We start from the raw sequence: 19,948 nt of genomic DNA on the forward strand, positions 1-19,948 counted from the left end.
GGGATGCTGAAACGGCAGGCATTGATAAAACGATGGCCAATCCCAGCAGGACGGCCATCAAGCCCTTCCACTTCACGGAGTTTCACCTCCGTAAGGTTGTCTGCAATGTCAATTATACGACTTGTTTTTATAAACTTTTTCTTTTACTTTAGGTAAAGATTCTTCCTTTTTTTTTCGAGTATAAATTTATTCTAACACAAATTTTCCTCTTAGAACGAATCAGAAGAAGCCCGAGTAAAGAAGTTGCATGACCATGCAACGGCCAAACCCTTATAATTCTCCTTTGCTTCATCTCTCCCGGTGGTAGAATGAAGGCTGTCATCATAGGCTCAGGAATAGGTGGGCTCTTAACTTCATCATTCCTGGCAAAGAACGGCTACGAGGTTACAGTCCTCGAAAAGGCTCCCTACGTCGGCGGCCGCTTCACGAATCTGGATTACAAAGGCTTCGGCCTCTCCACGGGGGCATTCCACATGCTCCCCCACGGCGAGGACGGGCCTTTAGCTTACCTCCTGAAGCTCCTCGGCGCGAACGTCACGATAGTGAACTCAAACCCGAAGGGGAGGATCTTCTACGAGGGAAAAACCTTCCACTACCGCGACGGCTGGAAGTACCTGAGCTGGCGTGAGAGGGCAAGGGCGATGAAGCTTCTCGCAGATATAAAGCGGAACAAGCTACCAGAAGGTGAAGAGGCCGAGACGAGCGGGCGGGAGTGGATTAAGGAGAAAATCGGGGACAACGAGTTCGTTGACCTCTTCATTAAAAGCTTCCTCGGCTGGGCCGACAGTGTCTTAGACGTTCCCGCTGGAGAGCTTGCGAGGGAGATTAAGACCGTTTTGAGATGGGGTGGACCCGGTCTGGTTAAGGGGGGCTGTAAAGCGGTGACAAACGAGCTGGCGAGACTAACGCGGGAAAAGGGCGGAAAAGTCCTCACGAGGAAAAAGGTCGTCGAGATAGACCCGGACGAGAAAAAAGTCATCACCGCCGACGGTGAGGAGTTCTCCTACAACGTGCTGATTTCCAACATTGGAATAAAGGAGACCGTTGAGCTAGTCGGCAGGGGGCACTTCGACCGGGATTACTTGAGGCGCGTTGACTCTCTAAAGCCGAGTGAAGGCATTAAATACAACGTTGCCCTGAGGGGTGAATCGAGGATAGGGAACACCGTCGTTTTCACCCTCGACACGGAGAGAATAAACGGGTACAACGAGCCTAGTTCGATAAACCCCGAGCTTGCTCCGAAAGGCTACACGCTTATAATGCTCCACCACGCCCTCCAGAGCAGAAACGTCAAGGCAGAGCAGAGGAAGGGCATCGAGGACATCTACCGCATATTCCCTAACCTCGACGTGGAGGGAGAAATCCTTCTCATCCAGACCTACCTCGACGGGAACCCGGTCAACAGGGTTGCCAGCGGGCAAGTCGTTGAAGATTTCTCCATTGAAGGAGTTTACATCGTTGGCGATGCCTACAGGCCCCCCGGAGGGATAGAGGTTGAGGGAATCGCCCTGGGTGTCATGAGAGCCCTCGAAAAGCTCGGCCTCGGAACCTTTGAGGGGTGGTATCCCTGACCTTTTATCCTTACATTTGTCGAAAGGTCTTTCTTTTACCCGAACCTTCTTCAGATGAACATGAGTGAAGCCTAACGAACATTTTTATCCTCACAGACATACTTATTCATGGGAGGTGAAAGAATGAAAAGGGTCGTCATAGCTCTCGGTGGCAACGCGATTCTCCAGAGGGGCCAGAAAGGTACCTACGAGGAGCAGATGAAGAACGTAAAGGAAACAGCAGGGCAGATAGCTGAGATAATCGAGAGGGGCTACGAGGTTGTTATAACCCATGGGAACGGGCCCCAAGTCGGTGCACTTCTCCTCCACATGGACGCCGGCCAGCAACTCTATGGAATTCCTGCCCAGCCGATGGACGTCGCTGGGGCTATGACACAGGGGCAGATTGGCTATATGATAGGGCAGGCTCTCATAAACGAGCTGAAGCGGAGGGGAATAAACAAACCGGTCGCAACCGTGGTCACCCAGACAATCGTGGACAAGAACGATCCGGCCTTCCAAAACCCGAGTAAGCCCGTCGGGCCTTTCTACGACGAGGAGGTAGCTAAGAAGCTCGCAGAGGAGAAGGGCTGGAAGGTTGTAGAAGATTCTGGAAGAGGATGGAGGCGTGTTGTTCCAAGCCCTGACCCCAAGGGCCATGTCGAGGCCCCGGTCATAGTTGATCTCATCGAGAAGGGCTTCATCGTTATAGCGAGCGGAGGCGGTGGAGTTCCCGTTGTGGAGGAAAACGGCCAGCTGAAGGGGGTCGAGGCAGTAATAGACAAGGATTTAGCAGGAGAAAAGCTGGCGGAGGAGGTGAAGGCAGATATTTTCATGATTCTGACAGATGTCAATGGGGCCGCGATAAACTATGGGAAGCCGAATGAGAGGTGGCTCAGAGAGGTAACGGTGGAGGAGCTGAGGCACTATTATAATGAGGGTCACTTCAAGAAGGGGAGCATGGGGCCGAAGGTTCTGGCTGTGATAAGGTTCATCGAGTGGGGTGGCAAAAGGGCGATAATAGCATCACTCGAAAAGGCCGTTGAGGCCCTTGAAGGGAAAACGGGAACCCAAGTTCGTTCCAAAGGTTAATATACCCCCTTTACCTCTTAACTTCTGGTGATCCGATGAACAGTTCCGCAAGTGGATTTTTGAGCTCCCTAATATGGTGGCTCTTCTTCCTCTACCTGCTCCTATGGCCCCAGATGCAGTACAAAGGGCTCCAGATGGCGAGGGCCAAACTGCTCCAGCAACTGTCGAGCAAGAGGAGCTCAACGGTAATAACGATGATCCACAGGCAGGAGAGCATAGGACTCTTCGGGATTCCATTCTACAAGTTCATAAGCATAGAGGACAGCGAAGAAGTCCTGAGGGCCATAAGGATGGCTCCCAAGGACAGGCCGATAGACCTGATAATCCACACACCCGGCGGACTTGTGCTCGCGGCGACACAGATAGCGAAGGCCCTCCACGACCATCCAGCGGAGACGAGGGTTATAGTGCCCCACTACGCGATGAGCGGTGGGACGCTGATAGCCTTAGCAGCGAACAAGATAATAATGGATCCCCACGCAGTTCTTGGGCCCGTTGATCCCCAGCTCGGCCAGTACCCGGCACCGAGCATCCTAAGGGCCGTCGAAAAGAAAGGCCCCGAGAAGGCGGACGATCAGACGCTCATCCTTGCGGACGTCGCTGAGAAGGCCATAAGGCAGGTTCGGAACTTCGTTTACAGCCTCCTGAAGGACCGCTACGGCGAGGAGAAGGCCAGAGAGCTGGCGCAGATACTCACCGAGGGCAGGTGGACACACGACTATCCTATAACCTTCGAGCACGCCGAGGAACTCGGGCTGCACGTTGAAAGTGAAGTGCCTCCCGAGGTCTACGCCCTGATGGAACTCTACAAACAGCCTATGAAGCAGCGTGGAACGGTCGAGTTCATGCCCTACCCTCAGAAGGCGGAGAACTCCAAGTGACTCATACAGGATTCGGGAACATCCAAAAAGTTTTTATTTACCCCCCTCCTTTTTCAGTCCAGATGTCAGGTGAGGGAAGCTGTTCTAAAAAGTGAAGAGGGGTAAGAGCGATGCCAACGGTTAAAGTGGATCCAGAGGAAATTAAGAGGATCAAGAGAGAACTTGAGGCCCTGGAGAAGGAGAGAAATGAAATCAGGGCTAAGTTTGAGGAGCTCGAAAAGGAGCTCCAAGTCTGGATTCAGAAAAGGGACGAGAAGAACAGGGAGGTTCAGCAGCTCCGTCAGAAGGGGCGGGAGTATAAGGCCAAGCGTGATGAGATCAACCAGAAGATACAGGAGCTCAAGAAGAACAGAGAAGAGATAAACGCAAAGCTTGACCTTCTGTATCAGGAGATACTCGAATACAAGACTAAGCGGGACGAGTACAACCAGCTCAGAAGGCTCAAGATGCCCCCGGAGAGAATACAGGAGAGGATAGAAAAACTGGAGTGGGAGCTCCAGACCAACCCTAACATAACGCCCGAAAGGGAGAAGCAGATAGTGGATCAGATACAGGTTCTCGCAACGGAGCTTGAGATAATCCAGCAGGCCGACAGGTTTCACAAGAAGCTCGTCGAGACTAGGAAAAAGGTAGATCAGCTTAAAAAGGCCAGAAAAGCGATAAGCCTTGAGATACAGAAGTTAGCAAACCAGAGCCAGCAGTTCCACGAGCAGATGATAGGGGCCTTCAACAAGGCAGACGAGGTCAAGAAAGAGGCCGATGAGTACCATGCAAAGGTCGTTGAACTGCGCGAGAAGGTCAGGGAAGTTAGAAGACAGCTCCGCGAGCTGGAGAAGAAGATAAGGGAGTATGACGAAAAGCATAAGGAGCTCATAGCATATCGCCTCGTCGCTAGGATGAGGGCCAAGAAAGATGCAAACTTCGAGAAGGCTGTTGAGGCGCTTGAGAAGTTCAAGAAGGGCGAAAAGCTCACCCTCGATGAGTTACTGCTCCTCCAGAGGTACAACCTCGTCTGAGGCATGGCCATGGAGGTACTCAAACACGAAGGCCCCGGAAGGCTCGGGCTAGTCCGCCTGGGAGAGCACTCCTTCAGAACGCCCGCCCTAGCCGGGGTAGAGTTCACGCTCTCTCCCTTCAACTCCTTCTTTCACCCGGATGAAGTCAGTGACCACGACTTCAACTTGGCCCCCTCAATACCCCTCGGCTTCTACACCCCGGCGGAGATCATAGAGAAGGTCATAGGAAGGCTCTGGAGCGTAAGCTATTCCGGTTTTAACACCTTCTACCTGCCGGCTTTAAGAAGGATAGAGTATCTAGACGAGTTCTTCAAGATAATCGAGAGGTACAACTTTGAAGCAGTTTACCTCGGCAATTCAAAAATACTAGTCAAGGAGTACCGCTACTTCGTCAAAATCCTCCGCGAGCTCCGCGAGAGGTTCCCGAACATCATGATAATTGCCGATTTGGAGCCCTTCTTCTACCCACTGGCGGTTTACCTCGGGATAGATGCCTTCGACACGCGCTCGCTCAAGCTCTACGACTTCGAGGGCAAGGGCTTCACCAGGTTCAGCCCATTCCTCTGGGACAAAGAACCCAACTCCTTCGACTTTGCGAGGGAGACTATCTTACTCGTTAGAAAGGCCCTTGAAGAGGGAAAGCTCCGCTATCTGGTTGAAAACTTCTTCAACACCCAGTACCACTCCGGAATCCTTCGTATAGCGGATCTTGAGTACCCCGATTACCTCGAAAAGTATACCCCAATGCAGAAGGAGACGGTTTATTTCATAAGCGACGCATCGATTAGAAGACCTGAGGTAAGGCGCTGGCATTCTCGCATCATTGAGCGCTTTACTCCACCAAAGAACACCGAGCTCGTTCTGCTCTTTCCGTGTTCAGCCAGAAAACCCTACTCCTTCTCAAGGAGTCACACCCTGTACAGAAAGGTTGTGAAAGAAGCCCTTGGCCCTGGGATTTCCAAGGTTCACGAGCTTATCCTAACTTCTCCTTTCGGTGTGGTTCCAAGGGAGCTGGAGTGGCTGGCCAAATACGATATAGTCGTCACCGGTCACTGGAGTGAGGAGGAAATAAAGCCCGCTGCCCGGCTTCTGGCAAAAACCCTTGAGAAGTACCCCAAGGGAGTCCCGATCGTAGCGCACCTCGACGAGGCCTACGTGGAAATAGCCAGGCTCGCCTCCGAGATAAGCGGAAGAGAGGTGATATTCACCCACATCGAGAACGGTACTACGAGCATGGAAAGCCTTAACTCCCTCACCGAGACGCTGAAGGAGTTCGAGCTTGAGGGAACCAAAGAGGACAGAACCTACCGCTACTTCGAGAACATCAGAAAAGTCTTCGACTTCTATTTTGGTGTCGGCGCTGGAGAGGCCGTCCTCCCAGAGAACGGCCATGCAAAGGGCTCGAAGATGCTCCGTATCTTTGCTGAGAACCAGCAGACGGGAACCTTCAGGGAGGGCGTTATAAGCGTCACGCCCTTTGGAATGCAGAGGATTTACGACTCGCTCAAAGCTTACTGGGTAAGAATAGACTTCGACCTGCGCGGGGACGTTTTCGCGGTTGGCGTGAATGAGGCCGACGAGAGGATAAGGCCGGACGACATAGTGGGCGTTGTGAGAGACGAAAAAGTGGTCGGCGTTGGAAGGGCCGTTCTTGCTGGAGAAGAGATGGTAAAGGCAAAGAAAGGCGTGGCTGTAAAGGTGAGGAAAAGGGCTTAAAATTTTAAAGCCCCCCTCTGAACTTTTTCCATGCCGAAGCGCTTCCGGAAGGGCATCAAGAGGAAACGCCACTTATTCACGGCGTTAAGAAGGTCATCCCGGGCAGGATATACGAGAGCAATTCGGGGGACTTTGAGATTAGGGTAACGCGGGAAACTAAAACCGGCCTAAAGCTTGCCGTCAAAAGTGATAGCTCCGTCCAGGAGGTCTTTCTGGTCATTGAGAGGAGCGACAAGAAAGGGACAGGTATGAAATCGAACGCCTTTTTAAGAAGTGGGCGAAATGATTTTAAATTCGATTCTTAACTATCTTCGATGGTGAAAGTCAGATTTAAAACTCAGTTATCATCTTACGACATTACTGTAGTTTTCATCGCTTTAGCCTATTCACTCGCCATGACGTATTTAAGCCTCCTTAAGTTCAAGTACTTCCGCTACACCAGTTTTGACCTTGGCATCTTCACACAATCGCTCTACTCAACCCTTCATGGAGGGCTCTTCTTCAACACTCTTGAGTGGCAATTCCATGATGTTTCGACTCATTTCGGGGTTCACTTCCAGCCCGTTCTTTTTCTGTTGGTTCCAATTTTCTGGATTCACCCTTCAGCCGTGACCCTTCTCGTGGTTCAGAGTCTGGCCCTAGGCTCGTCGGTCTTGCTTGCGTATTCCCTGGCCAAAAGGGTACTCAACGAGAGACTGGCCCTTCCCTTAACGGTTTTCTACGCCTTCAATTCCTCTCTAATCGGTATAAACCTCTTCGAATTCCACCCCGTTTCTCTCGCGGTTCCTCTGTTTCTACTCACTTCAATATTCCTCGTGGAAGGCAGGGAACGTGCGTTCATCCTTACGTCCCTCCTGCTCCTCTCGGTGAAGGAGGACACCTTCCTTGGTGTCGTTTCACTCTCCCTCTGGTGGGCTCTCCGTGACGGCCTTTCCTTTGAGAGCCTCAAGAAAAACCTTCGCTTTATTGTCCTCGCGGCTCTTGCCGTCCTGTATGGCATCATCGTTATCAAGCTCGTGATTCCCCACTTCGGTAGGGGTTACCTCTACAGTGACCTCTACAAGCACGTTAGCATAACCGGAAGAAAGCTCGCCTACTTTCTCCTTTTCAACCTAAGCTTTGGGCTTTTACCGCTCTTTCTTCCACGCAACTGGGTTCTCTTGACTTTCCCATGGCTTGAGAGCCTTCTCACCTCAAGGCCCAGCCAATACACCTTTGGCTTTCACTATCCGTACATGCTAGTCCCCCTCTCCTTTGTTGGGGCCATCTTTGCGATCAGAAAGATTGATATGAGAAAAACCCTTTCGGTTCTGCTTGTCCTCGGATTAATGACATCTCTGGCAACAATGCCCGTTGTGAGAAAACCGCCAAAGGAGCAGTTTCCCATAGTTTACTACTCCATCCTTAAACCAATTCCCGGCTACAAAACGGCTTGGAAAGTCGTTGATGCCCTTCTGAAGACTGATCTCTCCATCTACACCCAGCCGGCTTTTTATCCTGCTCTGGCCGTTAAACGGAACGTTTACGTTTATCCCACTAAAATCGTGCCTGATTTGGTGCTGGTGGATGTGAAAACATATCGAGGTCGCGTTTACCTCAAGAGGCTAAGGGAGAGTGTAAAGGTCAAATACGTTCGCGTTTACTCAAAAAACGGAATAGAGGTCTACATGAGGTCGGATTTAAAGCTCCCCCTTCCCCTCGAAGAACTCCACTAGTTCTTCATCGCTTATCTCCTCATCCGTCTCTGTGTATCCAAGCTCCCTCTTCTGGAGCTCTATCAGGCCCGGAGTTAGCAGAAGCTTTCCATCCAGCTTTGGCACCGCGTAGTGAAGGGTTATCTCGCTGAACTCATCGAGCTTGATCGTCGGGTTCTCTTCATAGCCAATCTCCTCCAGCCTTTTGCCGTCCGCTATAAGCTTCGCCACTATGCTCGCTCCGTCTATCGAGTACTGCGGTTTGCCTATGTGCCTGACCTTAACGCCCTCCATTTTTGAGGTTATGAACTTCCTCGTCCTGCCCTTTGGGACGGCATTGCCGAGAATGCCTCCAACGACTATTATCGTATCTCCCCCTACGTCCTCCGGCTTCAGTTCCTCCTCCGCCTGGAGGTCGAGGACTATGAGCTTCGAGCGATCGAAGGGAAACTTCGTGACGCTCTCTCCAATAACGCCCCCAAGCTTGGCCAGTTTCTCCCTCTCATCCTCGCGGACGTTCATAAAAATGAGTTTACCCTTCCACCACTCGCTGACGTGGCGATACTCAAGCCAGAGCCACTCGCTTATCTCTTCAAGGTGCTCTATCACAAGGTACGGCATGCTTCCACCGGGGGGTCGTTGGGTGAGGTTTTTAAAAGCCCTGCGGTACTCCCTATATGTCCTTCAGGGAAAAGCATGCGAGGCTCGCTAAGCACTGCGAGATCCTTGAGAGGCCCCTCAATAGATTCTTCTACCCGCTGAGGAAAAAGGCCATCTCTTTCACCAAGGGAAGGAAAGTTTTGGAGGTTGGAGTCGGAGTCGACAAGACGCTGAAGTACTACCCCAAGGGAGTCGAGCTGTGTGAGGTCGATGCAGTCCCGGAGGCCCTCCAACTAGCCGAGGAGAGGGTCAAGGAACTGAACCTCAGGGCGTGCTTTCGGGTCGCTGACGTCGAGAACCTTCCCTTCCCGGACAACACCTTTGACACGTTTCATCCTTTGTCTTCTGCACCGTTCCGGAACCGGAGAAAGGTCTGGCGGGGATAAGACGCGCCCTCAAGCCCGGAGGGAGGGCCGTGCTCCTCAAACACACAAGGAGCGACTCAAAGCTCGTTGATTACCTCTTCCTCCTCCCGATGAAGGTCATCCTCAAGTCCATGCTGAACGATGATCACCTCAGGAACATCCACGAGCTTGTAGAGAGGTTCTTCAAACCAGAGCTGGTCGGGAGCTACTACAGGGGCATAGTGAGGCTGATAGTCGCGAGAAAGCCAGGATAAAATTTTTAAAGAGGGCCCACTTACTAACGACCAGGCTGCGCGGTGGTAGTCTAGCCTGGTCTAGGACACCGGCCTCCCAAGCCGGTAACCCGGGTTCGAATCCCGGCCACCGCACCACACACTTTTCTGGCTGGGTAAAGCTTTTAGCCTCCGGGGAGAACTTAAACTGGGAGGTGCTGTCATGGAGCCTCACGAATTCAAGCTCAACGAGGAGGGCATAAAGGCCGTTCTTCCACCCCTTGAGGCCGAGATTATGGAGCACATGTGGAAGGTTAAGGTAGCAACTGCCGGGCAGGTTTACGAGTACATGAAGGAGAAGCACCCAGACATAAGACGCTCCACGGTGAGCATACTTATGAACAGACTCTGCGAGCGCGGTCTTCTCAAGAGGCGCGTCGAGAGGGGGAGGGGGGGGATGAGGTACATCTATTCGATAACAACAACAAGGGAGGAGTTCGAGGTCAGGGTGGTGCAGAGCATACTGGATGCCCTCATGGAGAACTTCAGGGAAGCTACATACGCCTACCTATCAAAGATCAAGAAGTGATGGGATATGCTGTACGCCCTGATCCCCCTTGAGGTGATCTTGATACTCTACGCGCTGGGCAGATCCGGCCTCACCCTCATCCTGGGGGTCTCCTTCACTCTTGTAGTACTCTACCTCTGGTCTTCGAGGCATAGGTTCGGCGATGGGCTGATGCCACTGGAGAGAAGGGAGTTCCCCTGGCTCTACGATGGCATAGCCAAGCTCGCCGAGAGGGCCGGCATCGGCATGCCCAAGGTCTACCTCCTCGACGACTACATACCCAACGCATACTCCTTCGGCAACACGATAGTGCTCTCGCTGGGTCTCTTCGAAGTCCTTGACAGAGACGAGATTCTGGCGGTTGCAGCCCACGAGCTCGGCCACATAAAGAACGGGGACACGATACTCTTCCCCCTGATCACCTACGGGAGATACCTCTTCGCCGTGACAACGCTGACGCTCCTGCTCCTAGGCTCAAACATTGTAAAGTTTCTCGCCCTCCTCCTCTACATCGGCTATGAAGTCGAGAGAAGCTCCTTCATGAAGGGCAGGGAGTTCAAGGCCGATGAAACCGCATTAAGGCTGTTAAGGGTCCCCCTAAGCCTCAGAAAAGCCCTAGAGGAGCTGAAGTACTACGAAGACCTGAGGGAGACTGTGAAGGTCAGTGGCGTCCCGAGTATAGAGCCGAGCATTGAGAGGGAGAGGAAGTTCACATTTATCCCCGAGACGCATCCGACGTATGAGGAGAGGATATGGCGCATAACCTACGAGATGAATCAGCTCGCGAATAGGAACCTGCAGTGATGAATCATGGGGGTTGAGATATTCCTCGACAAGGAGAAAGCCGAGAGGATAAAGAGGATCCGCCCGACCAAGGACGAGTACTTTATGCTCATAGCAAAGCTCGTCTCGCTGAGGGCCACCTGCCCCCGCCTGAGGGTTGGGGCTGTAGCTGTAAAGGACGGCTACATCCTTGCCACGGGCTACAACGGTGCCCCCAGGAGCATGGATCACTGCATAGACGTCGGCTGTCTCATTGTAGACGGGCACTGCCACAGAGCGGTTCATGCCGAGCAGAACGTCATCGCCATGGCGGCAAGAAAGGGTATAAGCCTTGAGGGGGCGACCCTCTATGTTACACACTTCCCCTGCGACACCTGCTTCAAGCTCGTCATAAACGCGGGCATAAAGGAGATAGTGTACGAGGAGATGTACCCCAACGAAGCCACAGAGGTACTCCTGAGAGAGGCGCAGGAGAAAGGGATAATAAAGATAAGGCAGTTCAAACTCCCGAAGGAGCGCGTAAAGCTCTTTCTTGAGGAGCTGTTCGGCGAGGACTTCTAATCCTTTTCCTCCAGTTTTTTAAGCCTCTCGTTTATCTCCTCAAGCTCTATCGCTATCTTTCTTGTTAGCTCGGTTATCTCCCTCTCAGTCCTGTCAACCGCTAGGTAGACCTTGAAAACCAAGAGATATGAGAGGCCTATCGCGACGACGAATAGGGCATCAAGACCCCTTCCAAGACCAAGGAGCCTCTTTATGAAGTTGGCCAGTTCGATCGGGAACACCGCTATCACTAGCAGAACCCCGAGCAGGACCTCCCAGAAAATGAGATCGCTCCATTCAAGCTCCTCCTTCCCGTATTTTCCGAGGACGTAAAGCATCAACCCCGCGGTCACAATGATCGCTATATACTGCACGGCGTACATCGGCATCACCTCAGCTTGTCAAACAGCAGGTTGAGGGCTATCTTAACACCCTCAAGGATGTTCGTTCCCTTCTTCATCGAATATTCCGTATAAACGGCTCTTATTGGGACTTCAACGATCCTGCAACCGGCCCTCGAAGCCTCGATGATTATCTCACTCGAAACGGCATAGCGATCGCAGGTTATCCTGATCTTAGACAGGCACTCACCACTCAGACATCTGAGGCCACTTTGACTGTCGCTGACGTATCTTCCGGCGAAGATGGCTGTCACAAAGTCGAGAACGAAGTTGCCGAACTTCTTGACGAAGGGCATCTCGCTCGTGTCGCCCTTGAGCCTTGAGCCGACTGCGAAATCGGCCCTGCCCTCTGCAACAGGCCTCATGACGCGGAGGGCATCCTCAACAAGGTGTTGGCCATCGGCGTCGAAGGTTACGACCATCTTTGCCCCCTTTCTCAAAGCGTAGACAAAACCCGTCCCAAGTGCACCGCCTAATCCTCTGTTGACGAGGTGTCTGAGGACATGGACACCGTATGAGTGGGCTATCTCCTCCGTCCCGTCCCGGGAGCCGTCGTTAACGACCACGATCTCATCACACCTGAAATATCTGAGGAGCTCCTCAAGGACTGAAGCTATTGTCCTTTCCTCGTTGTACGCCGGGACAACCACATAGCTTGAGAACAGCCTTTCGAGGAGGACTTTCAAGGCCGGAAGATCCCTAACCTCGAAGTCTGGCTCCGCCTCGACCTGGAAGCTCATCCTGCCAGTATTGTGTCCAGTAACGAGAACCGTTAATGCCCCCAGCTCCCTAGCGGGAAGCACGTCATACCCGTGATCGCCTATGACGAGGGTCTTCTCGGGTTGAACGCCAAGGGAAGAGATAATCCTCCTCAGCTGGCCGGCACTGGGCTTCAACTCCTCCGGTGGGACATCATCCCTAGTGGAGATAACATCGAAGTACTCCATTAGATCGTTCATCTCAAGGGCCTTAACTGCCGCACTCTTGGAGCTTCTAGTCATGATGGCGAGCGTTACTCCTCTATCCTTCAAGAATTTGAGGAGCTCACCGGCGCCTTCAAAGGGGAAGCTCTCGTCCATTCTCTCAGTTTCCAGCTCAACGAGAATTGAATATAGCTCCTCGAAGGGTATCCAGGTTTCCCTTGAAATCCTCAGCAAGCCCTCGTACATAGGGGTTAGGTCACCGACAAGTTCCTTGTCTATGCCCATCTCGATTAGCCTCTTCCTAAGCTCCCTCTTTATCTCACTGAAGGGCTTTTTGGCTCCAACGAGGGTACCATCGAGGTCGAAGACAACCAGCCTTATGTCCATGCTATCACCGAAGGGTTTATTTTTGATGAGACCAATGTGCCTTGGTGTCAGATATGCTTGGAACGGCTTTCTTTATAGCTTTAATCCTCTCGGTCACGCTGACGCCCTACGTGGCTGGACTCATGAGGAAGGCCGGTGTTGTTGGATGGGACATCCACAAGCCCGACCAGCCCGAGGTTCCCGAGATGGGAGGCCTTGCGGTGGCAATTTCCTTTGCACTCGCCACGTCCCTTGGGGGAGTCAGTGGCATACCCGTCCTAGTCTTCCTCCTCTTCTCTCTCGTCGGCGTTCTCGACGATCTGACTGCCCTAAGACAGTCTCACAAAGTTATCCTCTCAGTCCTCGTGGCACTCCCGGTGGCACTTATAAAAGTCCCGGAGTGGGTAAGTTTTCTGGGCTGCACTCTCCACCTCGGTGCCATGTATCCAATCCTCGCCCTCCTCTTCGTCGTCGGCTCGGCAAACCTCGTGAACATGCTGGCGGGTTTTAACGGGATTGAGGCGGGGACAAGTGCCATAGCCCTCGCTTTCCTTGCCATTGTAACGAGAGGAACCGCGAGGGAGCTTGCCCTTGCCGGTCTCGGGGCGTCGTTGGGGTTCCTCCTCTGGAACAGGTATCCGGCAAGGGTCTTTCCCGGCGACACGGGGACGCTCTCTCTAGGGGCTCTTATAGGACTCGTGGGGATCCTGGGGAAGGTTGAACTCTACGCTGGTCTGCTCCTCATTCCCCACTTCTTGGACTTTACAATAAAGGCCCTTGGAGTGCGTTTTGGAGTGAGGAAGCACGGGCGCACCGAAGTCCTGCCCGATGGAACGCTCAAGGCACCGCCTTACCCGAGCTTCCTCGGGCTGATAATGAGAAAAATCAGGGTAAACGAGCCGAAGCTCGTCGCAACCGTATGGCTTATTGAGTTCTCTCTAGGCCTCCTCGTTCTCTTTCTGAGTCGATTACCTTGACCATCCCGAAGCCGTACCTCGTTTTTTCCCCAAAACCGTTCTCATAACCGAGCTTAGCTATATCCTCGGAGCCGGAATACCTGAAGACCATAAGGGAGCCACGGTAGTAGACGTTCCTAACGAGTATCCTGACCGGCTTGAACTTTATGACCTCAATCCTGAAGTCCTTGCTAGAGGGCATCCCACCGTAGATAGTCGAGTACCTCAGGAGCATCACCTTGCGGAGCTTGTCCTGGAAGAGGGGATCATCCGGGTATAAATCCCACACCTTCATCTTCCCGTCCACGAGCCTGACAGTCCTCACGAGGATCGGGCTGAGGGTGGAAAAGAGAGAATTACCACTCAGCTTTGGCTCCCTGAGAACCCGAACATCATCGGCTATGAATGTAGCGTCCTCTATCCTGAGTGTCGGACTGTCTATAAAGCCCTCGCTTATGGCCTTTATGACCTCCGGCGAGTGAGAGGAGACGTAGAGGGAAACGTCGTCGGCTAGAACCCTTATGCCCTTCTCAGGCACTATCTCCCTCTTCCTTATCATTATCCTGGAGAAGGTGAAGTAATCAAGTTGACTCGTCTCAACTTTCCTCGCGAGCTCGGGCGATACAAGGCTTATCTTCCCAAGGAGCTGGGTGTAAACGTCGTAGTTATAGTTGAAGGGCAGAAGTGTTCCATCTTCAGCCGGCCTAAGTTTAATCTCCACTCTCATTCCACCACCCCGTGTTCTACACTACACGCTAGTAAGTATCGAAAGTTAATAAGAATTTCGCGATTGACAAGGCTGAATGTTAAGCGGTGCGTGGATAGAGTTAAAAAGGCTCCGGGATAACTAAGGTTAGAGTGAGAGGTGAGAGCCATGAGCGTTGAGGACGCAAATTTCAATGAAGGTTATGATGACTACATCACCTTCCTGAAAAGGCGCATAAGGCAACTTGAACTGCAGGTCAGGACGCTTGAAGCCGACAAGGAGAGGCTTGAGAGGGAGCTCTCCCGCTTGAGGATGGAGATGTCGAGGCTGAGACAGCCACCGGCCTTCGCCGGGACTGTTATAGAGATACTCGACGACGACAGGGCTATAGTGCAGAACTACAACGGGCCACGCTTCGTCGTGAGGATAGCTCCCTGGGTGGAGCGCGACAAGCTCAAGCCCGGTTCGAGGGTGGCACTCGACCAGAGGACAATGGCAGTGGTGGAGCTACTCCCAAGCGAGAAGGATCCGAGCGTTCTGGGCTTCGAGGTTATAGGGAGACCGAACGTTACTTACAACGACATAGGTGGCCTCGACAGACAGATACAGGAGCTCAGGGAAGCCGTTGAGCTCCCTCTTAAGCACCCGGAGCTCTTTGAGAGGATTGGAATAGACCCACCTAAAGGAGTCCTCCTCTACGGACCGCCCGGATGTGGGAAAACGTTAATGGCAAAGGCAGTGGCAAACCACGTTAATGCCACCTTCATCCGCGTAGTCGGGAGCGAACTCGTCAGGAAGTTCATAGGGGAGGGTGCCCGCCTAGTTCACGAACTCTTTGAGCTGGCCAAGGAGAAGGCCCCGACTGTAATCTTCATCGATGAAATAGACGCCATCGGGGCCAAGAGGATGGACGAGACCACCGGTGGCGAAAGAGAGGTCAACAGAACACTTATGCAGCTTTTAGCGGAGATGGACGGCTTCGATCCAAGGGGCAACGTCAAGATCATAGCCGCAACCAACAGGCCCGACATACTCGACCCGGCCCTGCTAAGGCCAGGACGCTTTGACAGGCTCATAGAGGTTCCCCTCCCTGACTTCAAGGGAAGGCTTGAGATACTAAAGGTTCACACGAGGAAGATGAACCTCAGGAACGTCGACCTTAATATCATAGCGGAGCTCACGGAAGGAGCAAGCGGAGCAGATTTGAAAGCCATAGCAACCGAGGCCGGAATGTTCGCCATAAGGGACAGACGCGACCACATCACCCAGCACGACTTTCTGAAGGCCATCGAGAAGGTTCTCGGTGCGGAGCAGAGGCTCGCTCAGGCGATAGCGATGCACGAGGTCATGTACGGCTGAAGCTTTTCCCTCCAACCTTTTCTTCTAGGGCTATTACTCCCCAAGTGAGGGCGTATATCAGGGGTATCGAGAGGAACGCTCTTGTGTGGCCGAACCAGTCCATGAGGAGACCGACTAAGTAGGGCCCCATGGTTGCCCCCAAGAAGCTCACCATGTTCACGAAGCCCATGACCAGCCTGAGGGTTTCCTGCGTTGCTTTTTCCGCGGTATATGCCGTAACTATAGCACCAACAGAGTAGAAGAATAGACCCAGGGGGATAGCTAACAGGGGTCAAGCCGTTAGGGTCAGCAGGGCGTTTGCCCCGAAGACGATGCCAATGCTCCTCCTGCCCAGCGTATCGTAGAGCCTCCCACCGAAGAGTGAACCGGCAATCCCAACCACCGAGAGGAGGGAGAAGAAGCTCGAAGCCCTCTTCAAGGACGTTCCAGAGTGCACTAGAAAGGACACGAGGAAGGTGAGGAAACCGAAGAAGGCCGAGAGGGCTATGAAGTTGGCGACACTCAGAAGGTAAACGTTGCCCGGGAGGGAGAGCCTCACCCTCTGAGACTTTGAGACTTCGCCCTTGATGAGAAAGACCATGGAGAGACCAACCGCCAGGCTCATTGTCGAGAGAACCAGAAAAGAGCACCACCAATCAAGTTGGAGGGCTATTGGGACGACTATCAGTGGGGCAAGGCCCGTTCCCAAGGTGGGCCAACCACGAATACGCCCGGGGCTGAACCCTTCCGCTCGCGGTACAGCTCGCTTATTAGAGCCGTTGCCGGGGCGTAGTATAGGCCGGAGAAGAGGCCGTAGAGAGCCCTGACAGCGAGGATCTGCCAGTAGTGCCTGGTGACGATAATTAAGGCGGAGGGGAGAGAGCAACCCACTATGCTGACCACAAGGAGCTTTTTCCTCCCGATCCTGTCCCCGATGCAGCCAGCTGGAACCTAGACGAGGGCATAAGGCAGGAGTAAAGAGGTCATCAGAAGGCCAGCCTCGGCGTTGCTTATCCCGAGTTCGGCAGTTATCATCGGTATCAGCGGAGGAATGGCCATCCTGTGAGCGTAGTTGAAGACCCAGCCGAGGCTGACCAAAAGGAGGAGCAACCTCATGGCTTCGATGAAGGACTTAACGTTTAAAAATCTAATGAAAGAGCCGTAGGTTTATAAGATGCCCCGGGAAACTTAGGTGGGAGGGGAAATGGTTAGCAAATTGCTGGCCCTCGAAGCCTACCCCAACCTCAAAGACCTCGACTTCAGGTTACTCAGGGCTGTGGAGCTCAGGATGAGGCGCTACATGTGGGTGCCCCTCGAAGAGATAGCCAGGTTCTCAAGGCTGGACGTTGAGACCGCATCCTTCAGGCTGGGAAAGCTCGATGACTGGGGCCTCGTGAGGCGTAGGAGCGACATGGGTTACATAGGCTACCAGCTCACGATACACGGCTATGACGCCCTCGCCATAAGAGCGCTCGCCAGAAAAGGAGTTATCGAGAGGATAAGCACGACCCAGATAGGGGTCGGGAAGGACGCAGATGTTTACGTCGGGATAACTCCCTCAGGTGAAAGGGTTGCCGTCAAGTTCAACAGGATAGGCGGAAGGACCGCATCGAGGAGAGCGGACTACCACTCCAGTGTTTTCCGCGACAAGCACCACACAAGCTGGCTCTATGTTTCGAGACTCATAGCGAGGAAGGAATACGATGCTTTGGTACTGCTGAGTCCGATAGCAAGCGTCCCGAGGCCAATAGCCTGGAACAGGCATGCCCTTGTAATGGAGTTCATCGACGGAAAAGAACTCGCCGAGCTCCGCGACACTGACCTGAGCAGAGGAGAGGCGCGAGAGGCCCTAAACAAGGTGCTGGAAGAATACCTGAAGGTAGTCCGCTTCGGGATAGTGCACTCCGATTTAAGCGAGTTTAATGTTGTCCTGCTGAAGGACGGCGGGGTTATGATAATCGACTGGGCCCAGTACATCCCAACGGCCGACCCGGAGAGCTACGAACTCCTGAGGAGGGATATAATGGTCATACTGAACGCCTTCAGGAGGAGGTGGAGTGTTAGGATTCCCTTCGGGGAGGTCTGGCCCGAGTTTGAATCCGCATGGAAGGAAAGCAGGGGTGAGGGAGATGGTGATTAAGTACGAGCCCCTCAACAGGCGGGAGAAGATTGTAAGACTCTTCAGGGAAGCTATAGAGGCCGAGAACAGGAAAGACCTAGAGACCGCTAAGAGGAAGCTCGACGAGATACTGCACGAGAGCATTGACGTAGAACCTGAGTTCTACTTCGAGGCCTGCTTCCGCATTGCAGACATCTTCATACAAGAGGACAACTACCGCGGGGCCGTTAAGTGCGCCCTGAGGGCCATAATGAGGGCTCCGAGCAACGACCACTACCGCTTAGGAGTCAGGAGACTCGGAGATATCCTTGAGATAATGAAGGTCAAGGGGAGGCTGTCCGAGTTATCCGAGAACATGGAGGCAACTCTGAAACTCATCAAAGAGGACGGGGAACTTCACCACTTTGTAGAGGCACTTATGAGGATCGCAAGGGGGGAAAGAGTAAAAGAGAAGTTCTCCCTGAAGGAGTTCAACGAGGTAATAGAAGTTCTCTCAGGGTAAGCTCAACGGTTTTCTTTCCCGGCCGGAAGGGGTAGTTGTAGGGCTCCTTCCCCGGCCTCTCGTTGTAGTAGGGCCTGTTGCAACCCGGACAGCCGTGGGTTGAGAATACATCAGCGGGGATTCTCGAAAGTTCTTCCTCCGAGAGGGCAAAGCCCGCTATCGAGTCGCCCTTAAAAACTATTGCCCCTCCCATTCCCTCCTCCAGTAGCCACCTGGCAAGCTGTATCTTACGATAGCGCTCCAGGGAAGGAGGCTTCACCTTTTCAAGCCTCGTCCCCTTTATGGGGGTGAAGGCGAATAGGGAGATGTCTCCACCAGCCTCGTAAACCCTCTTCATGGTCTCGACGAGCTCCCTGTCGGTCTCGCCGAGGCCGACTATTATGTGAACTAGCGCCCTTCTCCTTCCGAAGACCTTAACAACGTCGCCGATGAACCTCCAGATTCCATCCCAACTGAGATCAGGCTTGAGTTCGCGGAAGAGCCTTTCGCTCGCAACGTCGAGGCCAACCCCTATGTAGTCAACGCCGAGCCCTTTAAACTCCTCAAGAAGCCCCCTCCCAACGGGGGTTATCGAGACCGAGATGGGGAGTCCTAGGGCGGAGAACTCTGAGAGAAGCTCAAGGACGTCCTCATGCATCCCGGGGTACTCAACCGTCTGAAGGCAGAGCCTTGAGAAGTTCCCTCCGGGAAGGTTTCTGAGCACATCCCCCAGCTTAAAAGCCGGCCACGTAACGCGGGAGAGCTTTTCCCAGTCAGCTTTACTTGAGCGGGCCTGGGCGCAGAAGGCACAGTCGTTTAGGCATTTCCCGGGCCAGTGGGTCATAAGGTAGGCCGTCGTCGGCTTGGCAAGAAGCTTCGCCCTTACAAGCCCCATGGCTATCGCAGTCCCGTAAGAGACTCTAACAAGCATTCCTTCCCCTCAAGAGGTAGGGCGTGTAGAGGGTTATAAACCCAACCCCCAGGATCAGAGGGATGACCGGGAAGACGCCGGCATAGCCCCTGAGCTGGGCGACGTAGCCAAGGAAGAGCTGGCCAGTCAGTGTCCCAAGGTCGAAGAACATCGTGTATATCCCAGAGCCCATAGTCCTTATCCTCGGAGGGAGGTTCCCAAGGGCCATGAGCTGCATCGCTGGAACGGTTAGACCAAAGCCGGTTCCTATGAGGACGGCGCTCAGATACGAGAGGGGCGGAAGAGTAAAGCCGGACAGCAGGAGATAACCGCCGAGGAGAAGGAGCAGGCCGAGCGTAATCACCGGAATCGGTCCCCTCCTGTCTGCCAGTCTTCCCCCGAAGACCCTCGTGACGAAGGAAAAGAGGCCAACGACCATCATATAGTAGCCAAAGAGACTCTGGCCAAGCCCCAGAACCTTATAGAGGGCCGGGAGGTAGGTCGTCACCCCTGAGTAGCTCATGGAGACCATGAAAAGCGTCAGAGCTGCCGAGACGAAGGTAACCCTGAGGAGCCCACGGTGGCTGGCCTTTCCGCGCTCGATCCGCTCTACCGTATCACCAACTTCTCTCCATGCCATCAGAGCGAAAATTGCACCGGTGAGCGAGAAC

General features: G+C 53.3%; 22 protein-coding genes, 1 tRNA gene and 1 pseudogene. 17 read left to right on the top strand and 7 right to left on the bottom strand.

Annotation, left to right across the window (positions count from 1 at the left end; genetic code table 11):
* The first annotated feature begins 308 nt into the window (after positions 1 to 308).
* From MVD07_RS08075 to MVD07_RS08105, 7 genes are all read left to right on the top strand, one after another.
* Positions 309 to 1,571 carry an NAD(P)/FAD-dependent oxidoreductase gene (locus tag MVD07_RS08075; RefSeq protein ID WP_297500616.1) on the top strand — a complete coding sequence of 421 codons (1,263 nt, stop codon included), beginning with the start codon at positions 309 to 311 and terminating at the stop codon, positions 1,569 to 1,571.
* Between the two features lie 123 nt (positions 1,572 to 1,694).
* The gene (gene arcC / locus MVD07_RS08080; protein WP_297500620.1) at positions 1,695 to 2,642 is read left to right on the top strand and encodes a carbamate kinase; all 948 of its coding nucleotides are present in this window, start codon (positions 1,695 to 1,697) and stop codon (positions 2,640 to 2,642) included.
* Positions 2,643 to 2,677: 35 nt separating this feature from the next.
* Entirely contained in the window at positions 2,678 to 3,523 is an 846-nt protein-coding gene (locus tag MVD07_RS08085; protein WP_297500623.1) for an ATP-dependent Clp protease proteolytic subunit, read from the top strand.
* 110 nt (positions 3,524 to 3,633) lie between these two features.
* The gene (locus MVD07_RS08090) at positions 3,634 to 4,539 is read left to right on the top strand and encodes a coiled-coil protein (protein ID WP_297500626.1); all 906 of its coding nucleotides are present in this window, start codon (positions 3,634 to 3,636) and stop codon (positions 4,537 to 4,539) included.
* Between the two features lie 9 nt (positions 4,540 to 4,548).
* Positions 4,549 to 6,255 (top strand): archaeosine synthase subunit alpha, encoded by a 1,707-nt coding sequence (gene arcS, locus MVD07_RS08095; protein ID WP_297500670.1) that lies wholly within the window; start codon positions 4,549 to 4,551, stop codon positions 6,253 to 6,255.
* A 107-nt stretch (positions 6,256 to 6,362) separates the two neighbouring features.
* Positions 6,363 to 6,560, top strand: a complete 198-nt coding sequence (locus tag MVD07_RS08100; RefSeq protein ID WP_366078496.1) for a DUF2103 domain-containing protein — start codon at positions 6,363 to 6,365, stop codon at positions 6,558 to 6,560.
* A 9-nt stretch (positions 6,561 to 6,569) separates the two neighbouring features.
* On the top strand, positions 6,570 to 7,970 hold the full coding sequence (locus MVD07_RS08105) for a DUF2079 domain-containing protein (RefSeq protein ID WP_297500628.1): 1,401 nt from the start codon (positions 6,570 to 6,572) through the stop codon (positions 7,968 to 7,970).
* Here the strand turns inward: MVD07_RS08105 and MVD07_RS08110 are convergent.
* Positions 7,935 to 8,570, bottom strand: coding sequence for a hypothetical protein (locus tag MVD07_RS08110; RefSeq protein WP_297500631.1), 636 nt, complete (start codon positions 8,568 to 8,570; stop codon positions 7,935 to 7,937). The two genes, MVD07_RS08105 and MVD07_RS08110, sit on opposite strands and share 36 nt — an antisense overlap.
* Before the next feature lie 56 nt (positions 8,571 to 8,626).
* Here MVD07_RS08110 and MVD07_RS08115 point away from each other — a divergent pair, with 56 nt between their 5' ends.
* The 6 genes from MVD07_RS08115 to MVD07_RS08140 all read left to right on the top strand — a co-directional run bounded on the left by MVD07_RS08115 (position 8,627) and on the right by MVD07_RS08140 (position 11,098).
* Positions 8,627 to 8,995: a class I SAM-dependent methyltransferase gene (locus MVD07_RS08115; protein WP_297500633.1), complete on the top strand. Its 369-nt coding sequence runs from the start codon at positions 8,627 to 8,629 to the stop codon at positions 8,993 to 8,995.
* Between the two features lie 29 nt (positions 8,996 to 9,024).
* Positions 9,025 to 9,228 carry a hypothetical protein gene (locus MVD07_RS08120; protein ID WP_297500636.1) on the top strand — a complete coding sequence of 68 codons (204 nt, stop codon included), beginning with the start codon at positions 9,025 to 9,027 and terminating at the stop codon, positions 9,226 to 9,228.
* Between the two features lie 39 nt (positions 9,229 to 9,267).
* Positions 9,268 to 9,345, top strand: a tRNA-Gly gene (locus MVD07_RS08125).
* 64 nt (positions 9,346 to 9,409) lie between these two features.
* Positions 9,410 to 9,775 carry a BlaI/MecI/CopY family transcriptional regulator gene (locus MVD07_RS08130; protein ID WP_297500639.1) on the top strand — a complete coding sequence of 122 codons (366 nt, stop codon included), beginning with the start codon at positions 9,410 to 9,412 and terminating at the stop codon, positions 9,773 to 9,775.
* Positions 9,776 to 9,781: 6 nt separating this feature from the next.
* Entirely contained in the window at positions 9,782 to 10,558 is a 777-nt protein-coding gene (locus MVD07_RS08135; protein WP_297500642.1) for a M48 family metalloprotease, read from the top strand.
* Positions 10,559 to 10,564: 6 nt separating this feature from the next.
* Positions 10,565 to 11,098, top strand: a complete 534-nt coding sequence (locus tag MVD07_RS08140) for a cytidine/deoxycytidylate deaminase family protein (protein ID WP_297500645.1) — start codon at positions 10,565 to 10,567, stop codon at positions 11,096 to 11,098.
* Here the strand turns inward: MVD07_RS08140 and MVD07_RS08145 are convergent.
* Together MVD07_RS08145 and MVD07_RS08150 are read right to left on the bottom strand one after the other, a co-directional pair.
* The gene (locus MVD07_RS08145) at positions 11,095 to 11,460 is read right to left on the bottom strand and encodes a DUF2304 family protein (protein WP_297500673.1); all 366 of its coding nucleotides are present in this window, start codon (positions 11,458 to 11,460) and stop codon (positions 11,095 to 11,097) included. The two genes, MVD07_RS08140 and MVD07_RS08145, sit on opposite strands and share 4 nt — an antisense overlap.
* 5 nt (positions 11,461 to 11,465) lie before the next feature.
* The gene (locus MVD07_RS08150; RefSeq protein ID WP_297500648.1) at positions 11,466 to 12,788 is read right to left on the bottom strand and encodes a glycosyltransferase; all 1,323 of its coding nucleotides are present in this window, start codon (positions 12,786 to 12,788) and stop codon (positions 11,466 to 11,468) included.
* 53 nt (positions 12,789 to 12,841) lie between these two features.
* Between MVD07_RS08150 and MVD07_RS08155 the strand changes: the two genes are divergently transcribed.
* Positions 12,842 to 13,744, top strand: a complete 903-nt coding sequence (locus MVD07_RS08155) for a glycosyltransferase 4 family protein (RefSeq protein ID WP_297500676.1) — start codon at positions 12,842 to 12,844, stop codon at positions 13,742 to 13,744.
* Here MVD07_RS08155 and cas6 read toward each other — a convergent pair.
* Positions 13,692 to 14,450: a CRISPR-associated endoribonuclease Cas6 gene (gene cas6, locus MVD07_RS08160; RefSeq protein ID WP_297500651.1), complete on the bottom strand. Its 759-nt coding sequence runs from the start codon at positions 14,448 to 14,450 to the stop codon at positions 13,692 to 13,694. The two genes, MVD07_RS08155 and cas6, sit on opposite strands and share 53 nt — an antisense overlap.
* A 147-nt stretch (positions 14,451 to 14,597) precedes the next feature.
* Between cas6 and MVD07_RS08165 the strand changes: the two genes are divergently transcribed.
* The gene (locus MVD07_RS08165; RefSeq protein ID WP_297500654.1) at positions 14,598 to 15,788 is read left to right on the top strand and encodes a proteasome-activating nucleotidase; all 1,191 of its coding nucleotides are present in this window, start codon (positions 14,598 to 14,600) and stop codon (positions 15,786 to 15,788) included.
* On the opposite strand, the pseudogene MVD07_RS08170 reads toward MVD07_RS08165, so the two are convergent.
* Positions 15,775 to 16,883, bottom strand: a pseudogene (locus MVD07_RS08170) (MFS transporter). The gene MVD07_RS08165 and the pseudogene MVD07_RS08170 overlap by 14 nt on opposite strands.
* An 88-nt stretch (positions 16,884 to 16,971) precedes the next feature.
* Here MVD07_RS08170 and MVD07_RS08175 point away from each other — a divergent pair.
* Together MVD07_RS08175 and MVD07_RS08180 are read left to right on the top strand one after the other, a co-directional pair.
* Positions 16,972 to 17,907, top strand: a complete 936-nt coding sequence (locus MVD07_RS08175; protein WP_297500657.1) for a serine/threonine-protein kinase RIO2 — start codon at positions 16,972 to 16,974, stop codon at positions 17,905 to 17,907.
* Positions 17,897 to 18,388: a hypothetical protein gene (locus MVD07_RS08180; RefSeq protein ID WP_297500660.1), complete on the top strand. Its 492-nt coding sequence runs from the start codon at positions 17,897 to 17,899 to the stop codon at positions 18,386 to 18,388. Before MVD07_RS08175 ends, MVD07_RS08180 begins: the two co-directional genes overlap by 11 nt.
* Here the strand turns inward: MVD07_RS08180 and MVD07_RS08185 are convergent.
* Complete coding sequence (locus MVD07_RS08185; protein ID WP_297500663.1) at positions 18,357 to 19,298, bottom strand: radical SAM protein; 942 nt, start codon at positions 19,296 to 19,298, stop codon at positions 18,357 to 18,359. The two genes, MVD07_RS08180 and MVD07_RS08185, sit on opposite strands and share 32 nt — an antisense overlap.
* Positions 19,288 to 19,948: MFS transporter (locus MVD07_RS08190; protein ID WP_297500667.1), on the bottom strand; the 661-nt coding region annotated here is incomplete at its 5' end. The genes MVD07_RS08190 and MVD07_RS08185, both read right to left, overlap by 11 nt.

Source organism: Thermococcus sp., assembly GCF_027008145.1.
Lineage (GTDB): Archaea > Methanobacteriota_B > Thermococci > Thermococcales > Thermococcaceae > Thermococcus.